11 protein-coding genes and 2 pseudogenes are annotated in these 11,722 nt (G+C 43.1%); 9 read left to right on the top strand and 4 right to left on the bottom strand.

The window, feature by feature from the left end:
- Nucleotides 1-109 precede the first annotated feature (109 nt).
- Nucleotides 110-985: a DMT family transporter gene (locus AC0L66_RS17375; protein WP_265675322.1), complete on the bottom strand. Its 876-nt coding sequence runs from the start codon at nucleotides 983-985 to the stop codon at nucleotides 110-112.
- Between the two features lie 271 nt (nucleotides 986-1,256).
- On the opposite strand from AC0L66_RS17375, the gene AC0L66_RS17370 reads away from it, so the two are divergent.
- Together AC0L66_RS17370 and AC0L66_RS17365 are read left to right on the top strand one after the other, a co-directional pair.
- Nucleotides 1,257-1,742, top strand: coding sequence for a GNAT family N-acetyltransferase (locus AC0L66_RS17370; RefSeq protein ID WP_473570103.1), 486 nt, complete (start codon nucleotides 1,257-1,259; stop codon nucleotides 1,740-1,742).
- A gap of 202 nt (nucleotides 1,743-1,944) precedes the next feature.
- A complete protein-coding gene (locus tag AC0L66_RS17365) occupies nucleotides 1,945-2,475 on the top strand; it encodes a GNAT family N-acetyltransferase (protein WP_265675320.1) in 531 nt (176 codons plus the stop codon).
- Between the two features lie 134 nt (nucleotides 2,476-2,609).
- Here AC0L66_RS17365 and AC0L66_RS17360 read toward each other — a convergent pair whose 3' ends face one another.
- Entirely contained in the window at nucleotides 2,610-2,789 is a 180-nt protein-coding gene (locus AC0L66_RS17360) for a hypothetical protein (protein WP_265675319.1), read from the bottom strand.
- 607 nt (nucleotides 2,790-3,396) lie between these two features.
- Here AC0L66_RS17360 and AC0L66_RS17355 point away from each other — a divergent pair.
- Both AC0L66_RS17355 and AC0L66_RS17350 read left to right on the top strand, forming a co-directional pair.
- Nucleotides 3,397-3,969, top strand: a complete 573-nt coding sequence (locus AC0L66_RS17355; RefSeq protein ID WP_473570101.1) for a carbohydrate porin — start codon at nucleotides 3,397-3,399, stop codon at nucleotides 3,967-3,969.
- A complete protein-coding gene (locus tag AC0L66_RS17350; protein ID WP_473570099.1) occupies nucleotides 3,944-4,537 on the top strand; it encodes a carbohydrate porin in 594 nt (197 codons plus the stop codon). The genes AC0L66_RS17355 and AC0L66_RS17350 overlap by 26 nt, the downstream gene beginning before the upstream one ends.
- 560 nt (nucleotides 4,538-5,097) lie before the next feature.
- Here the strand turns inward: AC0L66_RS17350 and AC0L66_RS17345 are convergent.
- Nucleotides 5,098-6,468, bottom strand: a complete 1,371-nt coding sequence (locus tag AC0L66_RS17345; RefSeq protein ID WP_473570097.1) for a YjiH family protein — start codon at nucleotides 6,466-6,468, stop codon at nucleotides 5,098-5,100.
- Between the two features lie 334 nt (nucleotides 6,469-6,802).
- Between AC0L66_RS17345 and AC0L66_RS17340 the strand changes: the two genes are divergently transcribed.
- The 4 genes and pseudogenes from AC0L66_RS17340 to AC0L66_RS17325 all read left to right on the top strand — a co-directional run bounded on the left by AC0L66_RS17340 (nucleotide 6,803) and on the right by AC0L66_RS17325 (nucleotide 9,705).
- Nucleotides 6,803-7,426, top strand: coding sequence for a hypothetical protein (locus AC0L66_RS17340; RefSeq protein WP_265677749.1), 624 nt, complete (start codon nucleotides 6,803-6,805; stop codon nucleotides 7,424-7,426).
- A gap of 118 nt (nucleotides 7,427-7,544) precedes the next feature.
- Complete coding sequence (locus tag AC0L66_RS17335) at nucleotides 7,545-7,838, top strand: isoamylase early set domain-containing protein (protein WP_265677750.1); 294 nt, start codon at nucleotides 7,545-7,547, stop codon at nucleotides 7,836-7,838.
- Between the two features lie 165 nt (nucleotides 7,839-8,003).
- Nucleotides 8,004-9,329: pseudogene (locus AC0L66_RS17330) on the top strand (peptidoglycan DD-metalloendopeptidase family protein).
- A gap of 25 nt (nucleotides 9,330-9,354) precedes the next feature.
- A complete protein-coding gene (locus AC0L66_RS17325) occupies nucleotides 9,355-9,705 on the top strand; it encodes a hypothetical protein (protein ID WP_473570095.1) in 351 nt (116 codons plus the stop codon).
- Between the two features lie 188 nt (nucleotides 9,706-9,893).
- Here AC0L66_RS17325 and AC0L66_RS17320 read toward each other — a convergent pair whose 3' ends face one another.
- Entirely contained in the window at nucleotides 9,894-10,055 is a 162-nt protein-coding gene (locus tag AC0L66_RS17320; protein WP_265677754.1) for a hypothetical protein, read from the bottom strand.
- A gap of 301 nt (nucleotides 10,056-10,356) precedes the next feature.
- On the opposite strand from AC0L66_RS17320, the pseudogene AC0L66_RS17315 reads away from it, so the two are divergent.
- Nucleotides 10,357-11,717 (top strand): annotated as a pseudogene (locus AC0L66_RS17315) (DUF1800 domain-containing protein).
- Nucleotides 11,718-11,722: the final 5 nt, after the last annotated feature.

Raw genomic sequence — 11,722 nt, 5'->3', positions numbered from 1 at the left:
GGAAGCGTAATCGACGCCTAAACTAGACTAAATAGCGCTGAGTTACCAATTATCCTTTTGTATCTAATTTGAAGTGGTATTGGCGATACTGTTTGTTTTCTTAGCGGTATTATTGTGAGCGCACTTTGCTGTATGAGACGAGTGCAATACCACCTAGAATCAGTAGGGTAGCAATACAAGAATAGACGGTTATTTTCTCATTGATAAATATCATCCCAAGCACTAATGCAATGACAGGGACCGTAAGCTGTAACAAGGAGGCTTGTAAAAGGTCGATTTTCGGCAGCAGTAAATACCATAAATAGTAGCCAATAGCTGACGCGCCGATACCAGAAAGTAACGCAAAGCTAACGCCTTGCGTTGTCAGGTGGAGTGGGGTCACGCTAAAGAGCGCACTACTTAAGTAGAGGATCACCATTAAACTAGCACCGAATATAAAGCCCTGTTTGGTTGCAATTAGCGCTTGGTTGGTTTGCTTACCTAAAATTGTGAAGATCCCCCAACTTAACCCCGATAGTGACATTAATATCGCTGCCCCGAAATCAGGCTGCTGTTGAGAAGGCTGCATGAGCGTGACAAACCCCGCTATGGAAATCCCAATACCAACCACTTCCATTTTTGAAATGACATGACCTGTTAGTCGGTGATAACCAATGAGCGTTAGTTGAACCGTTCCGAAAAGAATCAGTGCACCCACTCCGGTATCTAAGCGGTCATAGGCAAGAGAAAATAAGATAGCATATCCTAAGAGTGACCCCCCTAAATAACAAGAAGGTAGAAATCCAAGTGAAGATGAGTCTGAGCTACGTGCTGATTTGAATGATACCAGGGCAAGTAAGGTTAATGTGATCGCGCCACTTAAGAGGCGAACAAGCGTGTAGCTCATCGGGTCGATGGCCTGGAACCCCAACGCATAACGCGCAAATAACGAATTGAGCGCAAACGCCGTCATAGTGATGGTTGCCAGTAAATATCTTGAATTCATAGTGTTAGCCATTGTGATTTTAAACTGTCATCGTGAGTGTGAGTGTGAGTGTGAGTGTGATCAGCCTACTTAAGTGGTGATAGTAGCGTGTTGAGTGTGGGAGTGAAATCACATCTATCTTCTATCTTATGCTTTCATGTATCTATTAAATGCTCTCGCTAGATCAATGGTTAAGGGTATGGTTTATGCCAATAAATTCCTTTCAATCGTAAGGGGTTATCGTTAATCTGATTTTATTGCGCGCATAACTTAACATTGATGGAGAGTCATTATGCAGGTAGACATTTTAGAAATAACGGAACCACATAATGATGCCGTTCGAGATATTATTAAGCGAGTCGGTGCCGAGTTTGGAGCGATCGGTGAAGGCTTTGGTCCTTCGGATGATGAAGTCAATGCGATGAGTGCCCATTATGATATTGGTCTGAAAAGTCGATATTTGGTCGCATTACTTGACGGCAAGGTAGTTGGAGGCTGCGGCGTAGCGCCTTTTGGTCGCGAATCTAACGTTTGCGAGTTAAAAAAATTATTCCTACTTCCTGAAAGCCGGGGGCATGGAATTGGTAAGGCGCTGACGACCCAATGCTTATCCTTTGCGAAAGAGCAGGGGTTTACCTCGTGTTATTTGGATACGCTAGCTGGGATGAAGTCAGCGATTCACCTGTATGAATCGGTGGGTTTTCAGCATTTAGATAAGCCTTACCCGGGCACACTGCATAACGGTTGTGATGTTTGGATGACAAAGTCTTTACTTTAACCAAGCTCACGACCGATGAGGCCGACTGTATGCAAGGTAAGGCATTTTTGGCTAAGCGTAAAATCATGCGCTGTAAACGGTCGGTTTCGAAGGATAATTGCGCGAACCATTAGCTTTTACGTAGCATAGATTGCAATTTGTTTACATTTTATTAGTATGTAATCAATGGATATGACAATAGTTAAGCAGTAGGTACTATTAAATGGATTTTAAAATAGCAGAATATTCTGATTATAAACGTATCGCTCAGTTGCATGCTGAAAGTTGGCAATTGAGTTATAAAGGGATGATGCGACAATCGTATCTTGATGAACAAGCCCTGGATGATAAGTTGTTGATTTGGCAGGCGAGGTTGTTAAACCCTCCATTCAGCCAGCACGTTATTCTGGCGGAAGAGCAGGGCGAGCTATTAGGCTTCATTTGCTTATTTGGTAATCATAGTGCTGAATATGGAACTATCATCGACAACTTGCATGTGTCTTCTTCTGCGCAAAGACGCGGGGTTGGTCAGACCTTACTGTTGCAAGCAATGGAATGGGCTGATAAATATTACCCCGACAATGGCGTGTTTTTGGAAGTACTTGCAGACAATAAAGAGGCGGTGCACTTTTATGAGTCTGTTGGTGGTGTAAAAACATTAAGCCAGCGAGGAGATTCACCTTGTGGGAAGAAAGTAGATGAGTTTGTTTATACATGGCCAACGCCTCAGGAGTTAGTTACGGCATCTAGATAATGAATGGATGCGCACCTTGGTGACGCTGTCACTTTTTAGCTTCGTGTCATCTTAAAATAGTTAAACACAAAGAGGCCAGCAGAATGCTGGCCTCTTTGTGTTTAATCTGTCCAATAAGACTATATACAGTCTTGCTATTTACGTTGATGGCGAGAGGTGAGTGAACGAATCATGTCTATCTCTTCCTCACTCAGCAGTTCTCTACTGTGCTTGGTTGACGTCATGGTTTCTATAAAGCGTTTCACTTCAAGTAATTGAGCGTTATTAAGATCATGCACCGTCGTTACGATTTCCTTTTCTAGAGTTCTTTCCATAACGCCATGCCTCCAATCAAACTAGCTTCTATATTTTAAACTAGTTCAATCTCGGCTAATAGCAAGAAGTTATTAAGGGACATGTTGCTTATGTGTTGAAATGGCGACACCTGAACAAGGGGCGTCCTAGTATGAGTATAGCGACGAGTTGTCATGTCGTATTATCGAGGTTTAAATTGCGCCCAGATTAGTCAGTGACTTACAATTATAAAACTATTAGTTAACACTATTGCAGCAATGTTTCTTATTGTTTCATTAGTCTACACCGTGATCTCAATCACTGAATTTATTTTTCCTGATAAAAAGTTCCCATCAATTACATTAAAAAATATCTTTTATGCTAAACATATATTTATTTATATATAAGATGTTGATATATAACGATATTTATATTTATCTAAAAGCGTGATTTAGATAGGCATTTTTAAATTATTAGGATTGTCGATATTCTTTTTTTTAGTGAAACTTTACCTCGTTCATTGGATATATAACTTTTAGGCATCTTGGTTATTCCCTTTGCAAATGATTGGCTCATAGAAGTTAACTAAGTAAAGGCGAAGATAAGAGCCGAACAATAAAAATTTTATTACATTTCTCGGGGTTCATAATGAAAAACACATTTAAGCTTTCGCTTGCTGCAATCTTAGTGTCAACAGCAATGGGTGCCAATGCTGGAATCAGCATTGTTGATAATGAAACAGGTAACTTCTCAATCGGCGGTGACGTTGAATTCGATTTCAACTTCCAAGATCGTGAATCACAAACGTCAAAAGAGTTCGACCAAACAGGGCGTATTCTTCTTGAATTTGCTGGAGAGCGTTACACACAAAATGGCCACGTTTTACAGGTTAATGTGCAACCGTTAATGGAAAGCAGCGGCAATGTTGCGCTAGATGATGCATGGTTTGCGTTCGGTGCTCAAGAAGGCTGGAACCTACGTATGGGTCGTTTCGAAGCATTTGATATGTTCCCAGTAGGTCAAGATACGTTCCTTGAGTACTCTGGTGATACAGCGAACGATCTTGTTCAGGATGGTTCTGCTTATGTATACCAAATGAAAGAAGGTCGTGGTCGTGGCTCTAGCGGTCAGCTAATGTATAGCCAATCATTTGATAATCTATATGTTGAAGTTGCTTCAATGATAGGCGAGCGAGATGTGCTATTTGGCACTACCGAGTAACGTAGGTCAACGTCAGTACCACGGAAAGGATGTTAAGAGCACGAAAGACGCAGTATTATTACGTCCGGTAGTCGGCTACCAAATGGGTGGTTTCGGAATTGCTGCCTCAATGGAAGCAAACCTAGTTAAAGATGCGGTAGTTGTGGATGGCGTTAATGGTGAAGTTGATATCTCAGACCGTAAAGGTTATGGCTTAACGGCGAACTACTCAACAACAGATTGGAACTTGATTGCTAACTTCGCGTACATGGATGCAGTTGATGAGAACAACATGTCTGTTGGTGTTAACGCTCTATACAAAGGCTTTGGTCTTGGTTTTATCCACGCCGCTAACGAATATGAAAACAAAGAAGTATCTACTAGCTACGCTTCGGGTGATGTGAACGTGAATACTTGGTATGCATCTTATGAATTTGCTGATGTTCTCACGGTTGATGATTTCTCTATCTACCTAGGTGCATACTACACAACAGTAGATGACAAAACGGATGCAGCTCAGACTGCATCAAGTAACTTTGCTGAAGATGACGACAAAGGCGTTCGTGTTCGTTTTAAATACTTCTTCTAAGCGTATCGCTTAAACGTATAGAATTAAAACACTGCTGATAAATGTAGATAAACGGAGCCTGTTGGCTCCGTTTTTGTTTGTTTGGCGCAGCAGTTAATCATTAACCGAACTCTGGACTTCCCTATCGTGGTTATAGACGTCCCTCTGTTACGTAGGATGTTATAGGTTCACAGCGACGCTGTGAGGCCACATAACCGTTATCTACGTTGTCGTATTCTAAGGCGTTAGCTCGGATGAACGTGTTGCTAGAAGTATCGCCGCTTAGTTTGCTTAGGGAGGTGAATGCACATTAACAGTATCGAGCTCTATATCGCCCTGTGTGTCCGTTGAACGGTTGCATGTATGGGTTGGCTTCCAGTAAGCGATAATCGGTCTCTCATGGCTTTGAACTGGCTGTGGCACTTATAGGGATATGTTAGGAGTGTCTGTCGAAGTGAGGGGCGTCGTACTAGTTATCAAAGTTAACCGCGATGATTAACGAAGATAGAACTCGACCGGGTGAAGTAGCGCTGCAATAAAAAAGGCTCGCCGAAGCGAGCCTTTGATTTTCGTATTCGTGATTAGAAAATCAGGTGAGCAACACCCGCAATCACAGGTAGCGTAATCAGTGTACGCAAGATGAAAATAGCGAACAGTTCGATAATATTAACTGGGATACGGCTGCCTAACAGCAGAGCACCGACTTCAGACATGTAAATAAGCTGAGTAACCGACATTGCTGCAATGACGAAACGCGTCATTTCGTTATCAATGGAAGCGGCAAGAATCGACGGGATGAACATGTCAGCAAAACCAACAACAATCGTCTTCGACGCTGCCACAGCCTCTGGAACACCCAATAACTCTAGGTATGGGATGAACGGAGTGCCTAATACTTCAAACACGGTCGTGTATTCCGCAATGACTAGAGCAACGGTACCCAAACCCATGACTACAGGAAGGACACCAAAGACCATGTCGACGGCATTCTTGATACCTTCACCAAATACTGACTTAGCAGAAGTCACCGTGCCTGCGCGTTTAAGCGCCATATCTAAACCCCAAGAGAAGGTAGACATACCAGTAGGCGTGACCTCGGCATCGGCGGCAGGTTTAGTGCCATCAATAAATACGTCTTTCTTATTTCTAAGTGGTGGAAGGCGAGGAATAATGATGGCAGCAACGATACCCGCTAAGCAAATAGCGCCATAAAATGGTAAGAATAGGTGTTCCAATTCAACCTGAGCAATAACCACAAGGCTAAACGTAATCGACACCGCTGAGAAGGTCGTACCAATCACCGCCGCTTCGCGCATGGTGTAAAATTTGGCTTCGTATTGCTTACTGGTTAATAGAATACCGACGCTGCCATCTCCAAGCCAAGACGCCATACAGTCAATCGCGCCACGACCAGGTAGGTTGAATATCGGGCGCATAATTTTACTTAATAGCGCGCCAAACAGCTCTAATAGACCGAAGTTGAGCAGCAATGGAAGCAATAATCCAGCGAAGATGAATACCGAAAACAGTGTTGGTAATAAGCCCTCTAAGACCAACCCACCAGTGTTCTCTTCCCAAATGGCTTCAGGACCAAATTGAAAGTAAGTCATCATGGCAGCAATGCCACCAATAAGTCTTACCGCTAACCACATTGGACTTGGGTTGAATAGGCCATTTAGGAAATCGTTATTGTTGATAAAAGCAGGCTTAAAAATGCGAGTTAAAATAGACGCTGCTGCCATTAAAGCAATAATTGCGGTGACAAGAGGGACGATAATGTCGCCCACTGCCGCTTGTAGAGATTTGGCTAAAACGGCGACAGGAATCGTCAAACCACCATCGTAGCTAATAGGTGCCATAAACAGGAATAAACCCACTAATGACGGGATGAAAAACATCCAGAAATTGCCTTTTTTGCCTGTCTCAGGGACAGGTTGAGCGCTATTTTGCATTTTTATCTCGTGTTACAACTAGTTAATATCAGCGGTTCCATCGCTTGATTATTCACTAAACATCCATATTTGCTCAAGTGGGGCAAAGATTACTTTTTTTGCTCGTCGAAGCAATACTATTCATCAATGAAGACTAAATATTCATAATCTCCGCAAAGTTTGCCCTGCTTTATTCATCCGTGGCGTTAGCGATGGTTACAGTATAGTGGGTAAGCCAGACTTTGAACGTGCGAGTTCACTCGCGACACGATAGAATCTAAAGCAAAGGTGGTACCGAAGACATAGGGTATCGAAATGGAATTGTTTCAAAATATGGAATCAGAGCTAAACCAGTATGAAAAGAAAAAAGTTGCCTATCCCACTCATTTTATTGGTGCCTATTGTCTTGTTGCTTATTGTTGTCATTGCAGGGGTTTATCGATTCTCGTTAACGGATGAAGAGATCTTAGCCAAATTTCCCTCACAGCAAATGCAAAGTGATGAGGTGGTCAATCAAATTCTAGGATTATCTACGCCAAACCCTTGGACGCTTCAGGTGCCAGAGACCAGCGCGTTTTCTTTACTTACTGATATTGACCAGGTTAAGCAAGTCGCATCGGGACGATACGATAACGGTATGGAGCGCGGTCATGTTTACTTGTTGTATCAATTTAAACAAGAGCAAATGGAACAAGGTGTGTTGTCCAAAGTCATTGTTCCTTTTGCGGTTAGTAATCAAGGGTCAGGTGTGTTTTATTACCTAGGATTGTTTGATTGGGATACAGCAAGACAAAGGATCATTCTTGTAGACTCGGTGTTGCTTGGTGACAGGGTGCAGGTGTCTAAGGTGGAATGGAAACATCCTATTGAAGTGCGTTTTAAACAGCATGCTGCAGGGCAGGCGATGAGTGAGAGCCCGCAGAAAGAGGTCACGTTAACGTGTGAAACTGCAAAAATCAATCAACTAAACTGCCAATAGGTTTCGTGTGTTATTGGGCTGTTTGATGATTTTGTCGTGCTCTCAGTGTTGTGAATGTGAGTTTAATTGAATAGTATGCACCTAGATGTTGTTATTTTTTGTACAAATGGAGCTTGCGATGATCAATAAGCGTTTTTTTAAAACGAAAGATGAAGTAGAGGTAACGTTCGAACTCGATGCAGCGAATGTTGATAGTGTGGTGTTGATGGCAGAGTTTCATGATTGGCAGCCAATTCAAATGAAGAAAGTCGCCAAATCTAAGTCGTTTAAATACCGTACTCGACTGCCAAAAGGTGCGGAGTATCAATTCCGTTATCTGGTTAATGATACCGAGTGGGTGAACGATGCCGAAGCGGACCACTATGTGCCGAATGGTTTCGGCGCTGATAACTGTATTGTTAGAACTGCCTAAGTTAGAACGGTCTAAGTTAGAACGGTCTAATCGAAATGGTACCCTTTTTATGAAAAGCGAAGCTCATAGCTTCGCTTTTTTACATTCTAATCACATGTTTTACGTTTTCTTTCCCTAACGACTGATGCAATTGACATCAGAAAAGTTTACTCTATTAGCCTTCTTATGAGCTGCATTGGAACCATTGTGCAATCAAATCAAATACCGGGCGAACCAAGTGCGGCAAGCACTCAGGCTCGTAACTCAAAATTGAAAAGAAGCATTGCTTTCACCGTGCCGTTTTTGGCCGCCTTTGCTTTTTTACACAGTCTGCCTGACTCTACGTTAAAAGGAACGGTTGACTTAGATCTTAATGACTCTCCTATCGTCGAGGCATTGTCAGCCAATAAAACCGTAGAGGTTCAGCCTCCTAAATACGCTTATACGGTTCAATCTGGTGACAGTTTAAGCCAAATTTTTGATCAGCTTGGTTTCCCTTACAGAGATATGATGTCTGTAATGGAAACAGACCTGAACTTCTTGGTACTAGATACGCTGCGTCCTGGCGATAAAATTCGCTTTTGGCAGGATGAGGAAACTCAAGCTCTGACTAAGTTAGAATTAGGTCGTAATGTCGCAGAAAAAGCCGTGTATCATCGACTGGATGACGGTAGCTTTGAATTCGAAGATATTTCAATACCAGGGGTTTGGAGCAGTGCGGCGCTAGTCGGTGAGATTAATGGCAGCTTTTCAGCTTCTGCCAATAAGCTTGGCCTCGGTCCAAATGAAATTAGTCAAGTGGTTACCTTATTAAAAGATAAGATTAATTTTGCTCGAGACTTACGTGCTGGCGATCAATTTGAAGTCGTCAAAAGTAGTCAAACGGTAGAGGGTGTACCAACGGGAAATTCGGAAATTCAAGCGATCAAGATTTTTAACCGTGGCGCTATGTACTCGGCTTATTTGCATTCGAATGGTCAGTACTACGATGCCGCAGGTGAAAGCCTGCAACGTGCGTTTATGCGCTACCCAGTAAAAAACACCCGAATTACATCGGGTTTCAATCCTAACCGTCGCCACCCGGTGACAGGACGAGTTTCGCCACATAATGGTACCGATTTTGGTGTGCGCACTGGTACGCCGATGTTAACCACAGGGGATGGTGTTGTGGCCATGGTGAGGAATCACCCTTATGCGGGTAAGTATGTTGTTGTTGACCACGGTGGTCCATATAAAACGCGTTATCTACACTTAAGTAAAATACTGGTGAAAAAGGGACAGAAAATTACCCGCGGGCAACGCATTGGCTTATCTGGTGCTACTGGGCGTGTAACTAGGTCCCCATTTGCATTATGAGCTAATCGTGCGTGGTAGACCTAGGTTAACGCTATGCGTGCAAACATTCCTATGGCAGACTCTGTGCCAAAGAGCGAACTTAAGCAATTTATCGCCCGTCGAGATGAGCTGGATGCGATGCTTAAGAAACAAGAAATGAAAGTTGCGAGCTTATAATCGTAACGACAATAGGGTGACACTAATGCAACAAGATGAATTCGAAAAGTTGGTAAAAGAACTGTGCTTATTTAAAGTACTACCTGATGCGTTAAACGCACTAAAAGCATGTGATGATGCAGACGTTGCAGAAGCGGCAGAAAGCCTAACGGGTCAGTTTGCTTTGGCGGATGTTGATGGTGAACAACGTATCTATCATGTGTCTGTTCGAACCAATGATACTGGTGAAGATGAAGAGTATGTCGAGCACATCATGAACGAAGGCGATGACGTCATTAAATTTGTCGCTTGGTTCTTTGATGCTCTTTTTGACTTAAAGCAAAGCGACACGTACAAAGCAGTAAGCAAAACCTATATGCAACCTAAACGTTCATAGGTCATTTGCTTTCGCAAAAACCGACAAGAACACAAAATAAAGACTAAATAGAAACGGCGCTCTATAATGAGCGCCGTTTTTTATCTTTTATTCATCATGACTAGCTGTGCAATAGGGTTAACTAAGCCGATTGCTGCTATAAAGCGAATCTTCGCTATAAACCGAATCGTAACTAATAATCGAAGTGACTAATAGGAAGACTGACAACGTTCACACGTGTGCTCGGTTTTCACACCTACTTGTTGACCATCATGAGTATGTTGCTCATTCAATTCAAACACATCCTGTGTCGTGACGGCATTGCAGGTTGGGCAATAGTCATGAGTGACGTAAAATTGTAGTTCGTCCATTTCGTTTTCTCTCCTTTGCTAATATACAAAATATAACAACCGAGTAACATTTGTGCATCTTTTATTCTGCGTGAAGTGTTGTTTCTTTGGGCTAGTTATCAAATTTGATAACAAGAGAAAAAGAAAACGCAACGATGACCTAAAAGAGCATAAAAACAGATATATATAACAAAAATATTGCGCAGGCATCTTATGGATTATTTGTATGTATTGTGTGTTTTGACCACGTTTATCAGTGTTGCTATTTATGCTTTCAGTCTAAAATAAAAGCGGGAAAGGTGACAGTGAGGTAAGAGGTAGCATGGACAGTATGCAAATTCGGGCGGTGACCGCTCCACAACGATTTGGGTTAGGTATACGGGTTGGAGATGCTAGCACTCCTCTTTCGCCGGAAAAGCAGATTCAGGTAGATAACTATACCAATGAATTGATCGCCGAGCTGCCCTCGACCTTTGAAATGCTGGCGCATATGGGTGAACTGAACCGTCGACGTAAGGATGCCAAGACTCCGGAAGAAAAACAGACGTTCTCTAAAACCAATAACGCTTTCTTTCAAGAGAGTTACCGAACCCTTGTTCATGCGCGTAATCTTCAATCACTCTATTCACCTTATGGACTCCAAGAACGGCTCATTCAATTCTGGAGCAACCATTTTGCTATTTCTGCTGACACGCGACGTGTGCGACCTATTGCGTCTGGCGTAGAAAATGATGTGATTCGTACGGCTTGGAAGTCTGACTTTAGTTCTATGTTGATTGCCGTCTGTCAGCACCCGACTATGCTGATGTTTCTGGATAACCATCAGTCTATTGGGCCGAATTCAAAAGCGGGCAAGAAACGCAATAAAGGACTGAATGAAAACCTTGCTCGGGAGATACTTGAATTACACACATTGGGTGTGAGTGGTGGTTATACACAAACGGATGTCATAGAACTTGCGCAGGGCATTACGGGCTGGACAGTCACCATGGGATCAAAAGAGGCGGGCTATATTTTTAGACCAGCCTTGCATGAACCGGGGGCAATACAAGTATTAAATACGGTTTACTCGCAAGAGGGCGAAGCGCAGGGCATCGCGTGTTTAGCGGACTTAGCATTGCGTCCAGAGACCGCGCGGCATGTGTGTGGAAAGTTAGTCCAGCACTTTTACGGTGCTGGTCATGAAGAATTAGTTGAGGCGTTGGCGAGCGTATGGCTGGAAAAAAAGGTCAGTTGATGCCAGTTTACGAGATGCTAATAGCTAGCCCATTAGCAAATGAGCCGCAGTACTTAAGATTTAGAACGCCGCAAGAGTGGTATTTCGCCGTATTACGTAGCGCAGATTTTGAGCCTAATCAAAAGCAAATGCATTACATGCTACGGCAGCTTGGGCAAGAGCCTTTCATGGCGGGTTCGCCTGCCGGGTGGTCGGATCAAGATGCTGACTATAATAGTGCTTCGGGGTTGACTCAACGATGGCAGGTAGCGAATCAAGTCGCACAACTTGCGGTTCGACAATTAAAGCGCAATAAACAGCGTCCGCAAGACTATATCGATAATATCCTTCAAAGGCTGTATGGCAAGAATGTTGATGAGCACACCCTTGTGGCGATTGAGAAAGCGCAAGATGCCGTGTCCAAGTTGGTGGTGCTGTGGATGAGTCCTCAGTTTCAGTATAGGTAGGTGAA

Source organism: Vibrio sp. GJ43-1 (genome assembly GCF_055808835.1).
The sequence above is the reverse complement of the archived record's forward strand: the minus strand, read 5'-3'. Positions and strand labels throughout refer to the sequence as shown.

Excerpts from the sequence above, each read along its gene's own strand:
- AC0L66_RS17320 (WP_265677754.1), bottom strand. The coding sequence starts at position 10,055 with ATGGACGAACTACAATTTTACGTCACTCATGACTATTGCCCAACCTGC.
- AC0L66_RS17335 (WP_265677750.1), top strand. The coding sequence starts at position 7,545 with ATGATCAATAAGCGTTTTTTTAAAACGAAAGATGAAGTAGAGGTAACG.
- AC0L66_RS17370 (WP_473570103.1), top strand. The coding sequence starts at position 1,257 with ATGCAGGTAGACATTTTAGAAATAACGGAACCACATAATGATGCCGTT.
- AC0L66_RS17325 (WP_473570095.1), top strand. The coding sequence starts at position 9,355 with ATGCAACAAGATGAATTCGAAAAGTTGGTAAAAGAACTGTGCTTATTT.
- AC0L66_RS17345 (WP_473570097.1), bottom strand. The coding sequence starts at position 6,468 with ATGCAAAATAGCGCTCAACCTGTCCCTGAGACAGGCAAAAAAGGCAAT.
- AC0L66_RS17360 (WP_265675319.1), bottom strand. The coding sequence starts at position 2,789 with ATGGAAAGAACTCTAGAAAAGGAAATCGTAACGACGGTGCATGATCTT.
- AC0L66_RS17365 (WP_265675320.1), top strand. The coding sequence starts at position 1,945 with ATGGATTTTAAAATAGCAGAATATTCTGATTATAAACGTATCGCTCAG.
- AC0L66_RS17355 (WP_473570101.1), top strand. The coding sequence starts at position 3,397 with ATGAAAAACACATTTAAGCTTTCGCTTGCTGCAATCTTAGTGTCAACA.
- AC0L66_RS17350 (WP_473570099.1), top strand. The coding sequence starts at position 3,944 with ATGTGCTATTTGGCACTACCGAGTAACGTAGGTCAACGTCAGTACCAC.
- AC0L66_RS17340 (WP_265677749.1), top strand. The coding sequence starts at position 6,803 with ATGAAAAGAAAAAAGTTGCCTATCCCACTCATTTTATTGGTGCCTATT.
- AC0L66_RS17375 (WP_265675322.1), bottom strand. The coding sequence starts at position 985 with ATGAATTCAAGATATTTACTGGCAACCATCACTATGACGGCGTTTGCG.